The sequence below is a fragment of the Pseudoxanthomonas sp. OG2 genome (assembly GCF_014192765.1).
In the GTDB taxonomy this organism is placed as follows: Bacteria; Pseudomonadota; Gammaproteobacteria; order Xanthomonadales; family Xanthomonadaceae; genus Pseudoxanthomonas_A; species Pseudoxanthomonas_A beigongshangi.
On sequence record NZ_JACHYM010000001.1, the window covers coordinates 1400224 to 1421366 of the forward strand.

The window sequence follows — 21143 nt, forward strand, 5'->3', positions numbered from 1 at the left end:
CCAGGCTGGCGGGCATCGCCGCGGGCGCCGCCGGCTTGTTGCCGCCCAGCTTCGCCTCGGCCTTGGCCTGCACGGCCAGCCAGGTCTCGATGTCGTCCGGCGGCACGTCCATCAGGCGCAGCGCGCCATCCATGACGTTGTGGAAGACCGGCGCGGCGACCAGGCCGCCGTAGTAACCGCCTTCCTGCGAGTCGCTGATCACCACCACCGCGGCGAAACGCGGATTGCTCGCCGGCACCAGGCCGGCGAACAGCGAGGCATAGCGGCCACGCGCGTAGCCGCCGCCCGAGGCCAGGCGCGCGGTGCCGGTCTTGCCGGCGACGCGATAGCCCAGCACGCCGGCGCGCTTGGCGCCGCCCTGGGTGACCACGGTTTCCATCATGCCCACGACCTCGCGGGCGATGGCCGGATCCAGCACCTGCGGCGCTTCGTGGTGTTCGCCCTTGACGAAGGTCGGGGTCACCAGCCGGCCGCCGTTGCCCAGCGCCGCGTAGGCGCGCGCGATCTGCAGCGGCGTCACCGACAGGCCGTAGCCATAGGACATGGTGGCTTTCTGCAGGCCGTTCCAGCGCGCCGGTGGCGCGAGGATGCCGACGCCTTCGCCGGGGAAACCGCTGCCGGGCGCGCTGCCGTAGCCGAAGCTGCGCACCACCGAATAGAAATAGTCGTTGGGCAGCTTCTCGGCCAGCTTCACCGAGCCGATGTTGGAACTCTTGGTGATGATGCCGGTGACCGTCAGTACGCCGTTGTTGCGGGGCACGTCGCGGATGGTGTAGCGGCCCAGCGACATGTAGCCCGGCGAGGTGTTGATCAGGGTGGACGGCGTCACCGCACCCGCCTTCAGCGCGGCCGAGACGGTGATCGGCTTCATCGTCGAACCGGGTTCGACGATGTCGGTCACCGCGCGGTTGCGGCGCGTCTCGGCGCCGGCCTGGCCGACCGCGTTGGGGTTGTAGGTCGGCAGGCTCACCATCGCCACCACTTCACCGGTGGTCACGTCCATGATCACCATCGAGCCGCTGCTGGCCTGGTGTTCGATCAGCGCGTTGCGCAGTTCGCGGAACGCCAGGAACTGGATGCGGCGATCGATGCTGAGGGTCAGGTCCTTGCCCGGCTCCGCCGAACGCACCAGATCGACGTTCTCGACGATGCGGCCGCGGTTGTCGCGGATCACCTTCTTGGCGCCGGGCTTGCCGCGCAGCCATTCGTCGAACGCCAGCTCCAGTCCTTCCTGGCCGCGATCGTCGATGTTGGTGAAGCCCAGCACGTGCGCCATCGCCTCACCCTGCGGGTAGAAACGACGGAACTCGCGCTGCGAGAACACGCCGGGAATCTTGTGCGCCAGGATGCGGTGCGCCTCGTCCGGATTGATCCGGCGCTTGAGGTAGACGAACTCCTTGTCGGCACGCTGCGACAGGCGGTTGGTCAGGTGCTCCAGCGGCACGCCCAGCGCCTGCGCCAGCTCCGGCAGGCGATCCGGCGTCTTCAACAGTTCGCGCGGATTGGCCCACACCGATTCCACCGGCGAGGACACCGCCACCGGTTCGCCGTTGCGATCGGTGATCATGCCGCGCGAGGTCGGGATCGGAATCTCGCGCAGGAAGCGCGAGTCGCCCTGGCGCTGGTAGAAGTCGTTGTTGATCAGCTGCACGTAGGCAGCGCGTCCGATCAGGCTCACCGAGCACAGGCCCAGCGCACCGATGACCAGCGCCAGCCGTCCGCGCAGGTTGAAGCGGGCGCGGTTGCGGTTCTTCAGCGGCGGCGTGCTGCGCGAGTTCACGGGCGCACCACCACGACATCGTTGGTCTCGGGGAACTTCATGCCCAGCCGCACGCGCGCGATCTGGTCGATGCGGGTGCTCTCGGCCACCGTGGCCTGCTCCAGCTGGAGCCGGCCGAATTCGACGTTCAGTTCGTCGCGCGAGCGTTCCAGCCGCGAAAGTTCGACGAACAGCTGGCGATGGCGGTGGCGCGCGTAGATCACGCCGATGGCCGAAGCCACGTTCGCCACCAGCAGCACCGCGATCAGGAAGCGCATCATGCGGCGGCCTCCAGTTTCTCGGCCACGCGCAGCACCGCGCTGCGGGCGCGCGGATTACCGGCGATTTCCTCGGCCGTGCCCTTCTGGGCATCGCCGATCATCCGCAGGGTCGGCACGAATTCTTCCTGCACCGGCAACCGGCGGTTGGCCGGCGGCGCCTTGGCGTGCGCGGCGATGAACCGCTTGACGATGCGGTCTTCCAGCGAATGGAAGCTGATCACGGCCAGCCGTCCGCCGGTTTTCAGGCGCGCCAGCGCGGCGTCGAGGCCGGCTTCCAGGTCGGCCAGCTCGCGATTGATATGGATGCGGATGGCCTGGAAGCTGCGGGTGGCCGGATGGATGTCCTGCTTGCCGCGCGGCATCGCCGAGGCGATGACCTCGGCCAGGTCCGCGGTGCGGACGAACGGCTGCGACGCGCGGCGCGCTACGATCGCGCGGGCGATCCGGCGGCTCATGCGTTCCTCGCCGTAGGTCCACAGCACATCCGCGATCTCGCGTTCGTCGGCGCGAGCCAGCCACGCCGCGGCACTCTCGCCGGATTCGGGATCCATGCGCATGTCCAGCGGGCCATCCTTGCCGAAACTGAAACCGCGCTCGGCCACGTCCAACTGCGGCGACGAGACCCCGAGATCCAGCAGCACGCCGTCCAGGCCGGCGGCGGTGGCGTCCCACTCCGCCATGCCGGCGAAGCTGCCGCGGCGGATCGCGACGCGCGCATCGTCCGCGAACGTATGTTCGGCGTGCGCGATCGCTTCGGGATCCTTGTCCATCAGCAGCAGCCGACCTCCCGGCCCCAGTCGTTCCAGCACTCCGCGCGCGTGTCCTCCACGCCCGAACGTGCCGTCCAGATACGTCCCGTCCCGTTTCACCTGCAGCCCTTCCATGACCTGCGTGTACAACACCGGCAAGTGCAGCGCTGAAAGGTGACCGGCCTGCGCGGACTGCCGCGTGCCGTCACCGGTCCTCACAAGCGCAACTCGAGCATGTGCGCGCTGAGATCCTCGTCGCCGATGGTCTGGCGGATCTGCGCGTGGTGTGCCTGCTCGCTCCACAATTCGAACTTGTCGCCCATGCCCAGCAGCACCGCTTTCTTCTCGATGCCGACCGCGCTGCGGTGGCTCGCCGGGATGCTGATGCGGCCATTGCCATCGAGTTCCACCACCGAGGCGGCGCCGATCAGCTTCAGCTGCAGGCTGCGGTGGGCGCGCTGGGTGCTCGGCAGCTTGCTGACCTCGTCCCTGACCCGCTGCCATTCGTGTTCGGGGTACAGGTACAGGCTGCCGGCCTCGAACGGGTTGTAGGTGATGACCAGCCGGTTGCCGCACTCGCGCGCGACGAGGTCGCGGTAAGCGGTGGGCACCGCTAGCCGTCCCTTGTCGTCAACCGTGATGGCGGTCTCACCCTGAAACACGAATCCTGCCCTTGCCCGTCCGCACGAAGGCGGTAATTGAACCACGAAAACCCACTAAAAACCCGGTTTTCCCTCGGATGCCCACATTAGCACCGCGCACAGGGTTGTCAACAGGCAGATCGACAAAAAATCGCTTGATGTATCAAGGGCTTGCAGCAAACTTCAGAGACTTGTTCAAGCCTTATCCACAAGTTGCTGTTTCGTCTCAGATTTTGAGATTCGGGTCAGATTCACCGACGTGAGCACGACGTGATCTCAGTCTCGCCGTGGATTGCGACTGCTGACGGCGAGGCGCGCAAGGGGCCAGAATGCGGGCATGTGCCTGCTCGCCATCGCCTGGAACATCCATCCCCGCTGGCGCCTGGTCATGGCCGGCAACCGCGACGAGGCGCACGAGCGTCCGACCGCCGCCCTGGCGCGCTGGTCCGACCGGCCGGAGGTGCTGGCCGGACGCGATCTGCGCTCCGGCGGCACCTGGGCGGGGTTGGACCTCTCGGGGCGGATGACGGTGGTGACCAACGTCCGGGATCCCCGCATCGTCGTCCCGCAGGCCCCGTCGCGGGGCGCGCTGGCTGCGGATTTCCTCGGCAGCGGCCTGTCCGCGTCCGCATACGCGGGCGCGACCGGGTCGGCGGCAGACGCCTATGCCCCTTTCAATCTGCTGGTTGCCGATGCCAACGTCTGCGAATACGTCAGCAACTACCCGCATCCACGTCGAATGCTCCTGGCCGACGGCGTGCACGGACTATCCAACGGCGACCTCGACGAGCCCTGGCCCAAGACCCTGCGGCTGATGCAGGTGATGTCCGACTGGGTGTCACGCGAGACGGAGGACGTGGACCTGCTCTGGCGCGGCCTGGCCGACGAACACCTCGCCCCCGACCCGGAACTGCCCGACACCGGCGTCGGCCTGGAACGCGAACGTCTGCTGTCGGCCGCCTTCATCCGCAACCCGATCTATGGCACCCGGGCCAGCACCCTCATCGCCATCGACCACCAGGGCCACGGCTGGATCAGCGAGCGCCGCTTCGGCCCCGACGGCCACCTGCTGGGCGAAACCACCCTCTCCAACCGGATGCCGCCGTAAGGGGGATGCCGCATCCGGCCGCCCAAGGAGCAGCGGAGCAAGCTCCGCTCTACGCAATGGCGCCAAACCCGCTCACGAGCACGCAAGCCTGATCCATCCGAAAGACAAGCCCCCTGAGTCAGGGGGCGAGTTCGCGCCAGCAGCGCGAACGACGGGGGTATGGAAGTGCGCATCGGGGCCCGAAGTTCGCGCAGCGAACTTTGGGGTTTACTGGCACGACAAACCCGTCACGCGGCTCGACCTGTCCGAAAGCAAAAGCCCCCTGAGTCAGTGGGCGAGTTCGCGCCAGCGGCGCGAACGACGGGGGTATGGAAGTGCGCATCGGGGCCCGAAGTTCGCGCAGCGAACTTTGGGGTTTACTGGCACGACAAACGCGTCACGCGGCTCGACCTGTCCGAAAGCACAAGCCCCCTGAGTCAGGGGGCGAGTTCGCGCCAGCGGCGCGAACGACGGGGGTATGGAAGTGCGCATCGGGGCCCGAAGTTCGCGCAGCGAACTTTGGGGTTTACTGGGCACAAGCCCAGTAAACATGAGGCGGAGCCGGCCGATAAGCCGGGTTCTGTCTTGGACAGTCATTCCTCTAGGCGCAGCGTCACCGCTACGCTCAAGCAACCTACCCGGAGGCACCGCGGGCCGCGGCATAGCCTCCCTATTTGGTCTTGCTCCCGGTGGGGTTTGCCGTGCCGGTCCGTTGCCGGACTCGCGGTGCGCTCTTACCGCACCATTTCACCCTTGCCACGCACTCCGGAGAGCCGTTCGGCGGTATCTTTCTGTTGCACTTTCCGTCAGCTCGCGCCGCCCAGGCGTTACCTGGCACCGTGCCCTGTGGAGCCCGGACTTTCCTCGGCATGCTTGCGCATGACGCGACTGTCTGGCCGGCTCCGCCGCGCGCATTGTCTCATGGCGCGCGCGGTTTGGTGATGAACCCGTGCTGTTGCAGGAACGCGATCGCCTTGCGGTCGGCGTCGGCGTCGATCGCCATGTCGATCGCCTTGTAGTCGGGCTCCTCCTGCTGCTGCAGGTTGCGGGTGAACAAGTGCCCCACAGCCGGGTAGATCACCAGCTCGCAGACGTTTCCCGCCTGCCGCATGCGATCGCAGAAGCGGGTCGCGCCCGCAGCCGGCGTTACGCTGTCCTCCGCCCCCTGCAGCAGGATCGCCGGTGGCAGCCCGGCGCGGACATGCCGATCCGGCGACAGCGCCGCCGCCTGCGCGGGGCCGCCGCTGAGCCGGGTGAACCAACCATCGTTTGCCACCGCCACGGCGGGTGACCACAGCACCAGCAGATCCGGGCGCGCGGACATCGATGCGCCTCCCGGCTCGTCGAACACGGCCGTCGATGCCGCCAGATGGCCGCCCGCTGAAATGCCGCCCGCCGCCACCCGTGCCGGATCCACCCCCAGCTCCGCGGCGTTGGCGCGGACCCAGCGGATGGCCGCGCGCGCATCCGCCACCGCGTCGAATGGCGTGACCGTCTTCTGATCCGAGAGCCGGTACTCCACCGAGATGGCGACCATGCCCTGCTCCGCCAGCAGGCGCGCGGTGGGATGGATCCAGGACGCCTCGCCCACGGACCAGCCCCCGCCATGGAACAGCACGATGGCCGGGCGTGGCGCGGATCCGGTCTGCGGTTCGAACATATCCAGCCGCAGGCGCTGGCCCTGTTCCATGTCGACGAAGTGTTGCTTCGGGGGAGCCGGCTCGGCCGCGTGCGCCGTCCATGGGGCAAGGCAGAACACCAGCGTCGCGAACGCGGATCGGATCCTGATCATGGCGGCTTCCCCGGAAGTCGCACGCACGTTAGCAGTTTCCCGGCGACCACAGGACGACGCTCCCCGCCGGAGTCTCCTCAGTCCTTCTGTCCGTACAGCGCCTTGCGCGGCGCGCCGGTGATTTCCGCCGCCAGCTTGGCGGCCGCCGACGGCGGCAGGTGCGCGTTGAGCAGCGCATAGACGCGGCGTCCCTCGGCGATCTGCGCATCGGCGTCCTCGCCGGCGCCCTGCACGATGACCACGAACTCGCCCTTGCGCTGGTTGTCGTCGGTGTCGACCTTCCGCTGCAGATCGGCCAGGTTGCCGTCCAGCACGGTCTCGAACAGTTTGGTCAGCTCGCGGGCCAATACCGCCGGGCGATCGTCGCCGAACGCCGCGCGCATGTCCGCCAACGACTCGGCGATGCGATGGGAGGACTCGTAGAACACCAGCGTGCGGGTTTCGCCGGCCAGTTGCGCGAGATGATCCCGGCGCGCCGACGCCTTGGCGGGCAGGAATCCCTCGAACACGAAGCGATCGCTCGGCAATCCGGCCACGCTCAGCGCGGCGATCGCCGCGCAGGCGCCGGGCACTGGACTGACCGGGATTCCGGCCGCGCGCGCCGCGCGCACCACGCGATAGCCGGGATCACTGACCAGCGGCGTGCCGGCGTCGCTGACCAGCGCCAGCGATTCACCTGCCTGCAGGCGCGCCACGATGCGCTGGGCCAGTGCGTCCTCGTTGTGTTCGTGCAGGGCAACCAGCGGCCGCTCGATGCCGAAATGCGCCAGCAGCTGGCCGCTGCGGCGGGTGTCCTCGGCGCAGATGGCGGCGACCTGGCGGAGGGTCTCCAGCGCCCGGGGCGACAGATCGGCCAGGTTGCCGATGGGCGTGGCGACGATGAACAGGGTTCCGGCGGGCATTCAGTGGGGATCCTTCGGCAGGGGTAGAATCGTAGCCGGTTCCTCCGTCCTGTCGCCGCCGATGCCTATGGAAATGCGCTTCGCAAGGATTCTCGCCCCGCTGCTGCTGGCCGTGCTGTTCGCCGGTTGCGCCACCACCCAGGTCAGCGGCCCGACCACGCCGAAGGGACAGGCCTCCGCCGCCATCGCCCGTGCCGCGGAGCTGGCGCGGCAGGATGCGGTCCTCACCGGCCAGGCCCGCGCCGACAACGCGCGCGAGATCGATCGGCTGCTGTCCGGCCTGGACGACACCACCCTGGCGCGCGACGCCGCCGCCCTGCCGGCCGGCGATCCGCTGTACAAGTTCGCCGGTCGCGCCCTGCTGCGGCGCGGCCTGCCGCTGCCCCGTCCGTTCGATCGCGACCAATGGCAATTCGGCAACCGTCCGCCGGCCGAGCGCGACGGCTACCGTCCGCCGGTGAAGCTGGCCGTGCTGCTGCCGCTGTCCGGCGATCTGGCCACCGCCGCGCAGCCGGTCCGCGACGGCCTGATGGCCGGCTATTACGGCGAGAGCCGGCGCCGGCCGGAAGTGGAGTTCTTCGACACCAGCGGCACCGCCGGTGGCGCGATTGCCGCCTACGGCCGCGCGGTCGCCGCCGGCGCCGATTTCGTGATCGGCCCGCTCGGCCGCGACGAGGTCAGCGCGCTGTTCCGCGAGCCCGCGCTCAAGGTGCCCACGCTGGTGCTCAACCGCGGCAACGTGCCGCCGCCGAATGGCATGGCCGGCTTCTCGCTGACCCCGGAAGACGACGGCATCATGGCCGCCGAGTACCTGCTCGAGCGCGAGCGCCGCAACGTGCTGGTGATCGGTGGCGCCGACGACAACGGCCGGCGCGCGGCGCAGGCGTTCGCCGAACGCTTCAGCGAGCGCGGCGGCAAGGTCGCGGCCAACCTCAGTGTCGGCGACACGCCCGGCGATCTGTCGGCGGCGCTGGCCTCGGCCGCGCAGGCCAATGTGGATGCGGTGTTCCTGGCGGTGAAGGGCGCGACCGCGCGCGTGCTGGCGCCGCAACTGGCGCTTGCCGGCCTCGGCGGCAAGAGCCGGGTGGCCACCTCGCAGCTGCTGTCCGGCACCGGCAAGGTACTGGATGACGTGGCGCTGGACGGCATCGTGTTCCCGGCCGAAGCCTGGACCACCCGCGGCGTGCCCGGCCTGCCGCCGGCCAGCGTGACCGGCGAACGCCTGGCGACCGCGCGCGGTCCGGCCGCGCGCCTGTTCGCGTTCGGCTACGACGCCTGGCTGCTGACCGCGTATCTGGAGAAGCTGACCAACGACACCAACGAGGGCCTGCGTGGCGCCACCGGCGTCCTGCGCCTGGACGGCTTCGGCAACGTGCTGCGCTCGCCGGCCTGGTCGACCTTCCGCAGCGGCGCGGTGGTTCCCATCGCCGATGGCGGTTGATCGCCGCGCACAGGGTGCGCGGATCGAGCTGGCCGCACGCGGGTTCCTGATCCGCGCCGGCCTGCGTCCGCTGGCCGCGAACGTGAACTACCGCGGCGGTGAACTGGATCTGGTGATGTGCGATGAACGCCGCGGCGAGGCGGTGCTGGTGTTCGTCGAGGTGCGCCATCGCCGTTCGGATGCATTCGGCGGCGGCGCCGGCTCGATCGATGCCGGCAAGCGTCGCCGGTTGATCCATGCCGCCTCGCGGTTTCTCGCCGCCCATCCCCGCTATGCCGACCTGCCCTGCCGTTTCGACGTGGTCGATGCCCGCGGCGATCCGGATTCCCCGCGGCTGGACTGGATCGCGGACGCCTTCCGCGCCGACGATGCCTGAATCCCACGCCGGCCCGCTCCCTTAGAATGGGCGGGTGAATCCCTCCCTTCCCGCCTCACTGGATACCGCGCTAGGCGAATTGCTCGGCGATGGCTGGCTGACCGACGCCGACGCCCGCCGCCGCTACGGCGAAGACAATTCGCGCCGTTTCGCCCTCGCCGACGCGGTCGCCCTGCCGCGCACCCGTGAACAGGTCCAGGCGATCGTGCGGGCGTGCCGCGAATACGGCGTACCGATCGTGGCCCGCGGCAGTGGCACCAGTAGTACCGGTGCGGCGATTCCATATGCCGGTGGCGTGGCGGTGTCGTTCGAACGGATGAACCGGATCCTGCGCATCGAGGCCGGTGATCGCTATGCGGTGGTGGAGCCCGGCGTGCTGAACGGCGAACTGCAAGCCGCGCTGGCGCCGCATGGCTTGTTCTGGGCCCCGGATCCGGCCAGCGCCGACGTTTCCACCATCGGCGGCAACCTCGCCTGCAACGCCGGTGGCCCGCACGCGGTGAAGTACGGCACCAGCCGCGACAACGTGCTGGGCCTGCAGGCGGTGACCGGCACCGGCGATCTGATCGCCTGCGGCAGCGTCACCACCAAGGACGCGACCGGGTACGACCTCACCCATCTGCTGGTCGGCAGCGAGGGCACGCTGGGGCTGATCGTGGAGGCCACCCTGCGCCTGTTGCCCAGGCCACCGCGCCGCGCCAGCCTGCGCGCGCTCTATCACGACGTCACCCAGGCCGCGGCGGCGGTATCGCGGGTGATGGCGCAGCCGGTCGCGCCGGCGATGCTGGAGTTCATGGATCGGGCCTGTATCCGGCTGGCGCGCGAGGTCGGCGGCGCCGACATTCCCGACGCTGGCGCACTGCTGATGATCGAGGTCGATGGCGAACGCGAAACCCTCCCGCACGCACTCGAGGCCGTTGCCACCGCGGCCGCGGGCGACGGACTGATCGCGCTTGACGAAGCGCCGGATGAAATCGCGCGCGAACGCCTGTGGGCGGCGCGCAAATCGCTCTCGCCGGCATTGCGCACGATCGCCGACGGCAAGATCAACGAAGACGTCGTCGTGCCTGTTTCCCGCATCCCGGATCTGGTCGGTGGAGTCGAGAGGATGGCGGCGGAATTCGACCTGCCCATCGTCGCGTTCGGCCATGCCGGCAATGGCAACCTGCACGTCAACATCCTCTATGACCCGCAGGACCCGGCCCAGACCGCGCGCGCGCGCTTGGCGCTTCCGCGCCTGTTCGAACTGACCCTGTCGCTCGGCGGCACCCTGTCCGGCGAACACGGCATCGGCGTGGCCAAGCGAGATTTCATGCCGCAGGCCTTCACGCCCGCGACGCTGGCGGCGATGCACGCGGTCAAGCGCGCGCTGGATCCGGACGGCATCCTCAACCCGGGCAAGGTGCTGCCGCCGTGAAGCGCCTGGGGCTGCTGCTTGTGCTGGCGGGCGCGAGCATCGCCCACGCCGCCGCGCAGTCTCCCGCCAACGCGCCGACAGAGCGCCCCACCCTGCGGGTCCTTCTGGTCGGCAACAGCCTGATCTACGTCAACAACCTGCCCGGCCTATTGCGCAGCCTGGCGCGTGCGCAGGCTGATGGCCCGCTGATCGAAACCGAAACCTACGTGATGCCCGGGGCCGAGCTGGCGCAGCACTGGAAGCGCGGCGCCGTGGCGAAAGCGTTGCAAGGGAGCCATTGGGACGTGGTCGTGCTGCAGGAACGCGGCGGTGTGCTGGCCTGCGCCGCCAGTCCCGCGCAGAAGGAGGAGGATGTCTGCCGCAACAGCCTGCGTGCGCACCGGCAGTTCGCCGATCTGGCGGAAAAGGCCGGCGCGCGGGTGCTGCTGCTGGGAACCTGGGGACCGGATGCGACCTGGCAGGACAATCTGGATCGCGGATTGCGCCAGGCCGCGCGCGTGACGCAGGCCGTGCCGGTGTTCGCCGGCCATCGCCTGCGCGCCTACCAGCAGGAACATCGCGACGTCGTCCTGTTCACCGACGACAGTCTGCATCCTTCGTTGCGCGCATCGTTGATCGTGACGGCGGCGCTGTATCGCGAGATGGCCGGCCACGGCGCACGCGCGGCGGACCTGCGCCTGGATTTCCCACTGCTGCCGCCCGGCAGTCGCATGGACGACAACCTGCCGCTTGAGCGCAATGAAGCGCTCAACGCGCAGGTGCGTCCGGTGACCCTCGGCGCCGCCGAATTGCCTGCCTTGCTGGAGGCTGCGGAACCGGATCTGTAGCGCCGAGCTTGCTCGGCGGTGTGTGGTGTCGGAAAAGCAGCGGAGCGAGCTCCGCTCTACGCGTGTTGGTTCAGAAGTGGGTGTAGCCGGCTCGTGGCGGTTGCCAGGGACGCCCTTCGGCGTCGAGGGCCAGCACGCCCGCGCCGTCCACGACGCGGCCGATGCGCGTCAACGGCAGGGCGAGCGACACGCCGAGTTCGGCCAATGCGTTCCGGGCGGAGGCCGGGGCGGTGAAGCAGAGTTCGTAGTCGTCGCCGCCGGTTGCCTGCCACGCGAAGCGCTCCGATGGCGGATACGCACGCAGCGTGGCGGAAGCCGGCAGGCGACCCAGTTCCACCTCCGCACCCACGCCGCTGGCGCGACAGATATGGCCCAGATCGGCGAGCAGGCCATCGGAAACATCCAGCGCGGCATGCGCGAGACCGGCGAGGCGGCGGCCCAGTTCCACTCGCGGCACTGGACGATCCAGGCGCTCGCGCAGGTCGGCGGGCGGCGTGGGCAACAGATGCAGCGCGGCCGCCGCGTCGCCGAGCGTGCCGCTGACCCAGACGTCATCGCCGACCCTGGCGCCATCGCGCCGCAGCGCGCGACCGGGTTCGACCGTGCCGATCGCGGTCACCGCGATCGCCAGCGGACCGCGGGTGGTATCGCCGCCGATCAGCGCAACGCCATGCCGCCGTGCCAGCGCCAGGAAGCCATCGAGAAACGCGTCCAGCCATGCCGGATCGCTTGCCGGCAGCGACAGCGACAGCGTGCACCAGGCCGGTTCCGCGCCCATCGCGGCCAGATCCGACAGGTTCACCGCCAGCGATTTCCAGCCGATGTCCCGCGGCGCGGTGGCTTCGGGAAAGTGCACGCCCGCGTTGAGCGTGTCGGCGGTGACGACCAGTTGCCGGCCGGCGGGCGCTTGCAGCAACGCGGCGTCGTCGCCGATGCCCAGCACCACGTCCGCGCGCTGGCCGGCGCGCGCGCGGATGTGGGCAATCAGATCGAATTCGCCGGTGTCCATGGGGCGGGGATTTCGGGATGCGGATCCGCTCCGCATCGCGTCGGACTCAGCGCGCCTTCGCCGAAGTCTCGGCCGGACGCCATGCGACCGCGGCGTGATCCAGCACGCCGTTGACGTAGGTATGGCCGTGCTCGGCGCCGAAACGCTTGGCCGTTTCGATGGCCTCGTTCAGGACCACCCGGTACGGCACGTCGAGGCGGTGCAGCAGTTCGTAGGCGGCGATGCGCAGCACCGCGCGCTCGATCGGGTCGACCTCCTCCACCGTGCGGTCCAGGTACGGCGCCAGCGCCTCGTCCAGCTGCGCGCGATGCTTCACCACGCCGCGCACCAGATCCTCGAAATATTCGAGATCGGCGATCTCGTGCGCCTGCTCGTGCGCGAACTGGGCGATCACCTGCCCGACCTCGCCACCGGACAGCTGCCACGCGTACAGCGCCTGCAGGGCGCGACGGCGCGCACGCGCGCGGGTCACGGGATCGACGCCATCTTTTCGGTACTGTCGGCTCACGGGTTCTCCAGCCTGAATGTGGTTACGGCAACTGTTCCAGCAGTTGCGCCATCTCGACGGCCGCGAGCGCGACCTCCTCGCCCTTGTTGCCATGGCTGCCGCCGGCGCGCGCCTCGGCATCCTCGATGCGCTCGACCGCCAGCACGCCGTTGAGCACCGGCACGCCGAAATCCAGTTGCACCCGCATCAGGCCCTCGGCGCAGCTGTCGGCGACATGCTCGTAATGGCGGGTGTCGCCGCGGATCACGCAGCCCAGCGCGATGATCGCGGCATGCCCGCTGCCCGCGGCTACGCGCGCGGCGGCCACCGGGATTTCCCAGGCGCCGGGCACGCGGATGACGTCGATGGCTTCCTCGCCCACGCCGTTGCCGGCCAGGCTTTCGCGCGCGCCGGCCACCAGCACGTCGGTGATGCGTGCGTTCCAGCGGCTGGCGATGATCGCGAAGCGGGCGCCTTCGGGGGCGCGCAGATCGCCTTCGTAGTGGGCCATGGGCGGATTTCCTTGGGGGTTGGGAAGTTTAGCAGGGCCGGCCCCGCACGCCGGGGCCGGCCGGGTCGCGGGCGTCAGGGTTCGACGTACTCGACCACGTCCAGGCCGAAACCCGCCAGGCCGACCTGGCGGCGCGGCGTGCCGAGCACGCGCAGGCGACCCAGCCCCAGATCGGCCAGGATCTGGCTGCCGGCGCCGTTGCGGCGCCATTCGGCCAACGCGCCGGCCCGGCTGGCCGGAGCCTCCGGACACTCCCGTATGCGATCCAGCAGCGCGTCCGGGGTCGCCGCGTCGCCCAGCAGCACCAGCGCGCCGCGCTCCTCGGCGGCGATCCGGCGCAGCACGTCGCCGATGGCCGGGCCGAAATCGGCGCGGCGCCAATGCAGGGCGTCGGCGAGCGGGTTCTGCATGTGCACGCGCACCAGCGTGGGCACGTCAGCCACGGCAGTGCCGCGCAGCAGCGCGAAGTGCAGGCCGTGGCTCAACCGATCCCGATAGGTGAACAGGCGGAAAGGACCGTGCTCGGTCTGGATATCGCGCTCGTCCACGCGCTCGACCGTGTGTTCGGTGCTGAGCCGGTAGCGGATCAGCTCCTCGATCGAACCCATCTTCAGGCCGTGCTCGCGCGCGAAGGCTTCCAGTTCCGGGCGACGGGCCATGCTGCCGTCGGGATTGAGGACCTCCACCAGCACGCCTGCCGGTTCCAGCCCGGCCATCAGCGCGAGATCGCTGGCCGCTTCGGTATGGCCGGCGCGATTGAGCACGCCGCCGGGTTGCGATGCCAGCGGAAAGATGTGGCCCGGCTGGGCCAGATCCTGCGGCTTGGCATCCGGACGCACGGCGGTGCGCACGGTATGCGCGCGGTCGTAGGCTGAGATGCCGGTGGTGACGCCTTCGGCCGCCTCGATGCTGACGGTGAAGTTGGTGTGGTGCGGCGAGGTGTTGTCCTGGACCATCGGCGGCAGCCCCAGCTGCCGGCAGCGCTCGCGGGTCAGCGACAGGCAGACCAGGCCGCGCGCATGGGTGACCATGAAATTGATGTCCGACGGCTTGACCAGCTCGGCCGCCATGATCAGGTCGCCCTCGTTCTCGCGGTCCTCGTCATCGACGATGACCACCATGCGGCCGTTGCGGATTTCTTCCAGCAGTTCGGGGACGGTGGCGAAGCTCATGCCTGCGCCTCCATGTCGCGCGCGCCGAGCAGGCGCTCGACGTAACGCGCGACCAGATCGATTTCCAGGTTCACCGCATCGCCCACCCGCGTCTGCGCGAAGGCGGTGTGCGAAACCGTATGCGGGATCAGCGCGACCTCGAAGCCGGCGTCGTCGACCTCGTTGACGGTCAGGCTGACGCCGTCGACGCAGATCGATCCCTTCTTGGCGATGTAGCGCAGCAGCGCGGACGGCGCGGCGAAGCGCCAGCGCTGCGCGCGCGCGTCCTCGCGGATGTCCAGCACCTGGCCCATGCCGTCGACGTGCCCGCTGACCAGATGGCCGCCGAGGCGATCGGTCGGACGCATCGCCCGCTCAAGGTTGACCGGCGCGCCGGGCTTGAGCCGGCCCAGGGTGGTCAACGCCAGGGTCTCGTTGGAGGCATCGGCCTGGAACGAGCCGGCGTCGAAATCGATCACGGTCAGGCAGACGCCGTTGACCGCGATGCTTTCGCCGGGCTGCACGTGGTCGAACGGCAGGGTTCCGGCCTGGATGGTCAGGCGGACGTCACCGCCACGGATTTCGGACGCGGCCAGCGCGCCCACGCCCTCGATGATGCCAGTGAACATCAGGGCACCTCCGCGCGCGCGGCCGGGACGGGAACAACAACAGGGAATACTGGGAGCATGAACGTTTCTCGCGGGAATGAAAAAAGCGAAAAACGCCCCAAGGCATTGAGGCAGGCGCAGGCCATCGCACACCTCGCGGTGCCCGCGTTGCCGTCTTCTTTCATCCGGACTGTGACCGTCGGCCCCGGCATTGGACCGGGTCTGCTGACCCTCCGGCGTGGCCGGAGGCGCTCGCGGGCTCGTGCTTGCGCACCTACCGCCGGTGGGGAGTTTCGCCCCGCCCTGAAGACGTCTTGGTTGCCGGCGAACCGGCCCGCGCATTGTAGCACCGCCGTCCGCCGCGCCCGGCCGGACGCTGTGTCGCGCCGGCCGCAACGACGCGAGGCCGGATTCAGGCGGGCTTGCGTCGCAGGTGCAGGACCAGCGGCCAGCGCATCCGCCGCACGCGCTGCGGATCGCCCCAGGCGGCGGCCAGTTCGGGGCCGTGGATTTCGATGGCGTCGCGGCCGGTGGCGGCCTGAAAGCACGCCGTCGCGGACAGGCTGGCGAAGTAGCCCAGCAGTTGCGGCAGGGTCCAGTCCGCGGTCAGCCAGAGGTCGGCCGGTGCCGGCATCGCCTCGAACGGCCAGTCGTAGCCGGTGTAGCCGACGTCCACGTCGTTGCGCTCCGGCGGCCAGTACGGATCGATGTCGTCGCGCACCGCCTCGGCCACGTCGGCGAGATCGTCGGAGAACACGATGTCCTGGTACGTCCAGGCGGCCAGCACGCCGCCCGGCGCCAGCACCCGCTCGCAACTGGCGAAGAACGCCCGCCGGTCGAACCAGTGCAGCGCCTGCGCCACCGCGATCAGCTCGACGCTGGCATCGGCGAGCGAGGGCGTTTCGGCCAGTTCGACCGCGACGGTCACGTTGCCGATCGGCTCGCGCTGCGCCCAGTGGCGCGCGATCTGGGCCGCGCTGGGATCGGTGGCGTGGACGTGGGCGAAGTGCGCGGCCAGGCCTCGGGTCGCCTGGCCGCTGCCGCAGCCCGGCTCCCATACCCGCGCGCTGGCCGGCACCACCGCGCCGATCGCGTCGTACAGCGTGTCGGGGTAGGTCGGCCGCGAACTGGCGTAGGTGTCGGCGAGCGCCGAGAAATGATCCTTGAAGGCGGCCATGGTCGGGGGCTGGCTCAGGTGGCGGGCACGGGTTGCAGGAGGAGGCGCTGATCCTCGCCAATCGCGCGCGCGTCGACAATCTTAAGTCGCGCGCGCTCGGCCATGCTCTGGATGCCCAGGCCGGCGAACAGCGGCCGGGCCTGGTCGCCCAGCAGCACTGGCGCGACGTAGAGCAGGACTTCGTCGGCCAGGCCGGCGGCGATGAACGCCCCGGCCAGGGTCGCGCCCGCTTCGACCTGGACCTCATTGACGCCACGCGCGGCCAGCAGCTCCAGCACCGCGCGCAGATCGAAGTTGCTGCCATCGGCCGGCGCCACCGCGCGCTGCGCGGCGATTTCGCGCGGCGGCTTGGCGTCGGCGGTATGGATGTACAGGGTGGGCGCGTCGCCTTCGCGCACCCGCCCGCGCGCGATGGTCGCCAGTCCCGGATCCAGCACCACCCGCAGCGGCGGCACGAACGGGGTGTCGTCCTCCAGCCGCACGGTCAGCGAGGGATCGTCGGCCAGCACGGTGCCGGCGCCGGTCAGGATGGCGCCGGCGCGCGCGCGCCAACGCTGCACGTCCAGGCGCGAGGCATCACCGCTGATCCATTTGGAATCGCCGTTGGCCATCGCGGTGCGTCCGTCCAGGCTGGTCGCCAGCTTGACCCGCACGAACGGCCGGCCGCGCTCGACGCGCGACAGGAAGCCGCGATTGAGCTGGCGCGCCTGCGCCTCCAGCAAACCGGACTGCACGGTGATGCCGGCGGCGCGCAGCTTGTCGAAGCCCGCTCCGTCGACCTGCGGGAACGGATCCCGCATCGCCGCGACGACGCGGGTGACGCCCGCCGCGATCAGCGCATCCGCGCAGGGACCGGTGCGACCGGTGTGTGCGCACGGTTCCAGGGTCACGTAGGCGGTCGCGTCCCTGGCGCGCTCGCCGGCCACCTGCAGGGCGAGCACTTCGGCATGCGGCTCGCCGGCGCGCTGGTGCCAGCCCTCGCCCACCACTTCGCCGTCCTTCGCGAGCACGCAGCCCACCATCGGATTGGGTCGCGTGGTGTAGGCGCCGCGCTCGGCCAGGCGCAGGGCCTGCGCCATCAGCGCGTGATCGGTGGCGGTGAAGGCGGCGGTATCGGTCATGCCCGGGTTCCCGTGGTTTGGAGTGGATACGGCAGGGAAGGCGGCGGCGACTCCGCCACGTGGCGCGCCGGGACGATGCCCATGATGCTGATCGGCACGCCGTGCAGTTGCGCACGTTCCTCCAGTTCCCAGCCGAGCCCGGAATAGAAGTCCTCGTGCCAGAGCGTGAACAGGCGCAACCGTTCCACCCCCTGCGCCGCCGCATGCGCCACGGCCGCCTCCACCAGGTGCCTGCCGCCCCCGCGTCCGCGCGCTTCCGGCGACACGAACAGGCTGGCCAGCCAGGGGCTGCCGCGATCCTGCAGTTCCGGCGCGTCTTCCATCAGCAGGCTGACCGAACCCAGCAGGGTGTCGCCATCCAGCAGCACCAGCGTGGTCGGCAGGGATGCGCGACGGGTGTGGTCTTCCAGTTCGGCGGTCGCCGCCGGCAGGGTCCAATCGTCGTACAGCGCCCCCCACTCGGCGTGATGCCAGCGCGCCAGCACGGCCACGTGCTGCGGGTGGCACCCAATCCATTCGATGCGCATGGCTCAGCGCTTCTTGTGCTTGTCGAGGTTCTTGTCGAAGGGCACGACTTCACCGCCCAGCAGCGAAAGCTGGCCGGCACCGGCCGGCAGATCGCGCTCGAGCTTCTCGATTTCCTCGCGGAAGTCGGCCACGTCCTCGAAGCTGCGGTAGACCGAGGCGAAGCGGACATAACCCACGTGGTCCAGCTTGCGCAGTTCGTTCATCACGAACTCGCCGATCCGCCGCGAGGGAATCTCACGCTCGCCGCTCATGCGGATGCTGTGCACCACCGCGCGCACCGCCGCCTCGATCTGTTCTTCCGAGACCGGGCGCTTCTGCAGCGCGCGATCGAAGCCGGCGCGCAGCTTGCGCGCGTCGAACGCATCCCGGCGGCCATCGCTCTTGATGACCGCGGGCAGTTTGATTTCGATGTTCTCCAGCGTGCTGAAGCGCTCGCCGCAAGCCTCGCATTCGCGCCGACGGCGAATCGTCGCGCCGTCTTCGGAGACGCGCGAATCGATGACGCGGGTGTCGGTGTGCTGGCAGAAGGGGCAGTGCATCGGCTCTGAGGCTTTCCGCCGCGGGGAGCGGCGGCAATGGGCGGGAACTCCACCCGAACGCCTGAGTGTACTGCCGCTGCCGCTCCCGGTCACGATCCGCCCGGGCCCGCGGGCGGCGAGCCCGACGGGACGGCGGAAAAACCCGCGCCGCCACGGCGCCGCCGGACCAGCAGCGCCGCCATCGTGGCGATGGCGGCGGTGGTCAGCCGATCAGCCGTAGACCGGGAACTGCCGGCACTGCAGGGTGACGTTCTCGCGCACGCCGGCGATGACCTTGTCGTCGCCGGGCGCGTCCAGCACGTCGCAGATCCAGTTGGCCAGGGCCACGCAGTCGGCTTCCTTGTAGCCGCGGGTGGTCACCGCCGGGGTGCCGATGCGCAGGCCCGAGGTGACGAAGGGTTTCTGCGGGTCGTTGGGCACGGCGTTCTTGTTGACGGTGATGTGCGCCTTGCCCAGCGCTTCCTCGGCGGCCTTGCCGGTGATGCCCTTGCCGATCATGTCGACCAGCATCAGGTGGTTCTGGGTGCCGCCGGAGACGATCTTGTAGCCGCGCTGGATGATGGTCGCGGCCATCGCCTGCGCGTTCTTCACCACCTGCTGCTGGTAGGTGGTGAATTCCGGCTCCAGCGCTTCCTTGAACGCCACCGCCTTGGCGGCGATGACGTGCATCAGCGGACCGCCCTGGATGCCCGGGAACACGATGCTCTGCAGTTTCTTCTCGATGTCCTCGCCGGCGCCCTTGGCCAGGATGATGCCGCCACGCGGACCGCGCAGGGTCTTGTGGGTGGTCGAGGTGACCACGTGGGCGTGCGGCAGCGGGTTCGGATACACGCCGGCGGCGACCAGGCCAGCCACGTGCGCCATGTCCACGAACAGGTAGGCGCCGATCTTGTCGGCGATGGCGCGGAAGCGCGCCCAGTCGATCACCTGCGAATAGGCGGAGAAACCGGCCACCACCATCTTCGGCTTGTGCTCCAGCGCCAGCTTCTCGACTTCGTCGTAGTCGATCAGGCCCTGGTCGTTGACGCCGTACTGCACGGCGTTGAACAGCTTGCCCGAGGCATTGACCTTGGCGCCGTGGGTCAGGTGGCCGCCATGCGCCAGCGACATGCCCAGGATGGTGTCGCCCGGCTGCAGCAGCGCGAAATAGACCGCCTGGTTGGCCTGCGAGCCGGAATGCGGCTGCACGTTGGCGTAGTCGGCGCCGAACAACTGCTTGACCCGGTCGATCGCCAGCTGTTCGGCGATGTCGACGTACTCGCAGCCGCCGTAGTAGCGCTTGCCCGGATAGCCTTCGGCGTACTTGTTGGTCAGCACGCTGCCCTGGGCTTCCATCACCCGCGGGCTGGCGTAGTTCTCGCTGGCGATCAGCTCGACGTGGTCCTCCTGGCGACGGGCCTCGGCGGCGATGGCCTGGGCGAGTTCGTCATCGAATCCGGCAATACGGGTGGTGCTGGGGAACATTCGCGGGGCCTCGCAAGGGGAAGCTGAAGGAAAGATGAGACCAGGCCGAACCGGCGGACCGGCGTTCAGGCGGTCGGGATAAGACTTGAAATATTAGCCCACGGGCGTATGGCGGCCAACTCGGACAGGTGCCACCAGGCCCGTTCTGCCCGACAATGGGCGGATTCGCCCGACCGCGACCCCGCCGCCCGACCCGCCAGCCCCTCCGCCAGCCGGTCCCCTCCCCACTGGATGCCCCCGACCGTGAAATGGGTTCTCGTCTTCCTGTTCGTCGCTTGCGCCGTCTACGTGCACTTCCGCGGACGCGTGCGTCATCGCCTGGGCCGGCAGCTGCTGGACCACTCGACCTTCATGGCGCCCATCAACGTGCTGATGTACGCCTGCTCGCGGGTGCCGACCACCCCGTTCCTGGACCCGGACAAGCATTTTCCCGAGTTGGCGCCGCTGCGCGCCCGCTGGCAGGAAATCCGCGCCGAGGCCCGGCACCTGCGTGAAATGCAGCAGATCAAGGCCGCCGACGGCTATACCGACGTCGGCTTCAACTCGTTCTTCCGGCGCGGCTGGAAGCGCTTCTACCTGAAGTGGTACGACGACGCCCATCCGTCCGCCGCCGAGCTGTGCCCGGCCACCACCGCCCTGCTGCGCGAGCTGCCGGGGGTGAAGGCCGCCATGTTCACCGAGCTGCCGCCGGGCAGCGAGCTGCGGCCGCATCGCGACCCCTACGCCGGCTCGCTGCGCCTGCACCTGGGCCTGGAAACCCCCAACGACGATGCCTGCTTCATCGACGTGGATGGCCAGCGCTACAGCTGGCGCGACGGCGAATGGACCATGTTCGACGAGACCTACATCCACAGCGCCCGCAACGACAGCGCCGGCAACCGGATCATCCTGTTCTGCGACATCGAGCGGCCGATGAAGTACCGCTGGGCGGCGGCGCTGAACCGCTTCGTCGCCCGCAACCTGATTGCCGCGGGCGCCTCGCCCAACCAGGAAGGCGACAAGACCGGCGGCTTCAACCGGGCCTTCAAGTACTTCTACGCCCTGCGCCTGAAGAGCAAGGCCCTGCGCGAGCGCAGCAAGGGCCTGTACTACACGCTCAAGTACCTGGGCGTGGCGCTGGTGGTGGCCCTGATCATCTGGATCTGAGCCGGCCCCGGCCGTTTCCGCGCCGCCGGCTCCAGCCGTTCCCGGCCTGAACGGCCGGCGGGGAAAGCCCGGCCGGCCCCTTCCGCGCTGGCAACGCGCCCCCACCCTGCGGGATAATCCCCGTCTTCCC

20 protein-coding genes, 1 other RNA gene, 2 pseudogenes and 1 riboswitch are annotated in these 21143 nt (G+C 69.6%); of the genes and pseudogenes, 6 read left to right on the forward strand and 17 right to left on the reverse strand.

Annotation, left to right across the window (positions count from 1 at the left end):
• Window positions 1–64: 64 nt before the first annotated feature.
• From FHW78_RS06605 to mraZ, 4 genes and pseudogenes are all read right to left on the reverse strand, one after another.
• Window positions 65–1756: pseudogene (locus FHW78_RS06605) on the reverse strand (penicillin-binding protein 2); the annotation flags it as partial.
• A gap of 20 nt (window positions 1757–1776) precedes the next feature.
• On the reverse strand, window positions 1777–2040 hold the full coding sequence (gene ftsL / locus FHW78_RS06610) for a cell division protein FtsL (RefSeq protein WP_141455682.1): 264 nt from the start codon (window positions 2038–2040) through the stop codon (window positions 1777–1779).
• Window positions 2037–3008 carry a 16S rRNA (cytosine(1402)-N(4))-methyltransferase RsmH gene (gene rsmH, locus FHW78_RS06615; protein ID WP_343205539.1) on the reverse strand — a complete coding sequence of 324 codons (972 nt, stop codon included), beginning with the start codon at window positions 3006–3008 and terminating at the stop codon, window positions 2037–2039. The genes ftsL and rsmH overlap by 4 nt, the downstream gene beginning before the upstream one ends.
• On the reverse strand, window positions 3005–3451 hold the full coding sequence (gene mraZ, locus FHW78_RS06620) for a division/cell wall cluster transcriptional repressor MraZ (RefSeq protein WP_141455681.1): 447 nt from the start codon (window positions 3449–3451) through the stop codon (window positions 3005–3007). The genes rsmH and mraZ overlap by 4 nt, the downstream gene beginning before the upstream one ends.
• A 316-nt stretch (window positions 3452–3767) precedes the next feature.
• Here mraZ and FHW78_RS06625 point away from each other — a divergent pair, with 316 nt between their 5' ends.
• A complete protein-coding gene (locus FHW78_RS06625; RefSeq protein WP_183639035.1) occupies window positions 3768–4538 on the forward strand; it encodes an NRDE family protein in 771 nt (256 codons plus the stop codon).
• A gap of 532 nt (window positions 4539–5070) precedes the next feature.
• Here FHW78_RS06625 and rnpB read toward each other — a convergent pair.
• The 3 genes from rnpB to rsmI all read right to left on the reverse strand — a co-directional run bounded on the left by rnpB (window position 5071) and on the right by rsmI (window position 7211).
• An RNA gene (rnpB, locus tag FHW78_RS06630) (RNase P RNA component class A) lies at window positions 5071–5421 on the reverse strand.
• Between the two features lie 15 nt (window positions 5422–5436).
• Entirely contained in the window at window positions 5437–6309 is an 873-nt protein-coding gene (locus tag FHW78_RS06635) for an alpha/beta hydrolase (RefSeq protein WP_183639037.1), read from the reverse strand.
• 77 nt (window positions 6310–6386) lie between these two features.
• Window positions 6387–7211 (reverse strand): 16S rRNA (cytidine(1402)-2'-O)-methyltransferase, encoded by an 825-nt coding sequence (gene rsmI, locus FHW78_RS06640; RefSeq protein ID WP_183639039.1) that lies wholly within the window; start codon window positions 7209–7211, stop codon window positions 6387–6389.
• 166 nt (window positions 7212–7377) lie between these two features.
• On the opposite strand from rsmI, the pseudogene FHW78_RS06645 reads away from it, so the two are divergent.
• The 4 genes and pseudogenes from FHW78_RS06645 to FHW78_RS06660 all read left to right on the forward strand — a co-directional run.
• Window positions 7378–8652: pseudogene (locus tag FHW78_RS06645) on the forward strand (penicillin-binding protein activator); the annotation flags it as partial.
• Window positions 8642–9028 (forward strand): YraN family protein, encoded by a 387-nt coding sequence (locus FHW78_RS06650; protein ID WP_183639044.1) that lies wholly within the window; start codon window positions 8642–8644, stop codon window positions 9026–9028. The pseudogene FHW78_RS06645 and the gene FHW78_RS06650, both read left to right, overlap by 11 nt.
• A gap of 34 nt (window positions 9029–9062) precedes the next feature.
• Window positions 9063–10445 carry an FAD-linked oxidase C-terminal domain-containing protein gene (locus tag FHW78_RS06655; RefSeq protein WP_183639045.1) on the forward strand — a complete coding sequence of 461 codons (1383 nt, stop codon included), beginning with the start codon at window positions 9063–9065 and terminating at the stop codon, window positions 10443–10445.
• Window positions 10442–11272, forward strand: coding sequence for an SGNH/GDSL hydrolase family protein (locus FHW78_RS06660; RefSeq protein WP_183639047.1), 831 nt, complete (start codon window positions 10442–10444; stop codon window positions 11270–11272). The genes FHW78_RS06655 and FHW78_RS06660 overlap by 4 nt, the downstream gene beginning before the upstream one ends.
• A 70-nt stretch (window positions 11273–11342) precedes the next feature.
• Here the strand turns inward: FHW78_RS06660 and thiL are convergent, their stop codons facing one another.
• The 10 genes from thiL to glyA form a co-directional block, all read right to left on the reverse strand.
• Window positions 11343–12281 (reverse strand): thiamine-phosphate kinase, encoded by a 939-nt coding sequence (gene thiL / locus FHW78_RS06665; RefSeq protein WP_183639049.1) that lies wholly within the window; start codon window positions 12279–12281, stop codon window positions 11343–11345.
• 46 nt (window positions 12282–12327) lie between these two features.
• On the reverse strand, window positions 12328–12807 hold the full coding sequence (gene nusB, locus FHW78_RS06670; protein WP_318289383.1) for a transcription antitermination factor NusB: 480 nt from the start codon (window positions 12805–12807) through the stop codon (window positions 12328–12330).
• A 4-nt stretch (window positions 12808–12811) separates the two neighbouring features.
• Entirely contained in the window at window positions 12812–13279 is a 468-nt protein-coding gene (gene ribH / locus FHW78_RS06675; protein ID WP_183639053.1) for a 6,7-dimethyl-8-ribityllumazine synthase, read from the reverse strand.
• A gap of 74 nt (window positions 13280–13353) precedes the next feature.
• Entirely contained in the window at window positions 13354–14451 is a 1098-nt protein-coding gene (gene ribB / locus FHW78_RS06680) for a 3,4-dihydroxy-2-butanone-4-phosphate synthase (RefSeq protein ID WP_183639055.1), read from the reverse strand.
• Window positions 14448–15059: a riboflavin synthase gene (locus tag FHW78_RS06685; RefSeq protein ID WP_183639057.1), complete on the reverse strand. Its 612-nt coding sequence runs from the start codon at window positions 15057–15059 to the stop codon at window positions 14448–14450. The genes ribB and FHW78_RS06685 overlap by 4 nt, the downstream gene beginning before the upstream one ends.
• A gap of 148 nt (window positions 15060–15207) precedes the next feature.
• A riboswitch (FMN riboswitch) is annotated at window positions 15208–15353 on the reverse strand.
• 97 nt (window positions 15354–15450) lie between these two features.
• Window positions 15451–16215: a class I SAM-dependent methyltransferase gene (locus FHW78_RS06690; RefSeq protein WP_183639059.1), complete on the reverse strand. Its 765-nt coding sequence runs from the start codon at window positions 16213–16215 to the stop codon at window positions 15451–15453.
• A gap of 14 nt (window positions 16216–16229) precedes the next feature.
• Entirely contained in the window at window positions 16230–17336 is a 1107-nt protein-coding gene (gene ribD, locus FHW78_RS06695; protein ID WP_183639061.1) for a bifunctional diaminohydroxyphosphoribosylaminopyrimidine deaminase/5-amino-6-(5-phosphoribosylamino)uracil reductase RibD, read from the reverse strand.
• Window positions 17333–17863, reverse strand: a complete 531-nt coding sequence (locus tag FHW78_RS06700) for a GNAT family N-acetyltransferase (RefSeq protein WP_183639063.1) — start codon at window positions 17861–17863, stop codon at window positions 17333–17335. Before FHW78_RS06700 ends, ribD begins: the two co-directional genes overlap by 4 nt.
• A gap of 3 nt (window positions 17864–17866) precedes the next feature.
• Window positions 17867–18403, reverse strand: a complete 537-nt coding sequence (gene nrdR, locus FHW78_RS06705; RefSeq protein WP_183639066.1) for a transcriptional regulator NrdR — start codon at window positions 18401–18403, stop codon at window positions 17867–17869.
• Window positions 18404–18613: 210 nt separating this feature from the next.
• On the reverse strand, window positions 18614–19867 hold the full coding sequence (glyA, locus tag FHW78_RS06710; protein WP_183639067.1) for a serine hydroxymethyltransferase: 1254 nt from the start codon (window positions 19865–19867) through the stop codon (window positions 18614–18616).
• Window positions 19868–20098: 231 nt separating this feature from the next.
• Here glyA and lpxO point away from each other — a divergent pair, with 231 nt between their 5' ends.
• Window positions 20099–21013: a lipid A hydroxylase LpxO gene (lpxO, locus tag FHW78_RS06715; protein ID WP_183639069.1), complete on the forward strand. Its 915-nt coding sequence runs from the start codon at window positions 20099–20101 to the stop codon at window positions 21011–21013.
• Window positions 21014–21143 lie beyond the last annotated feature (130 nt).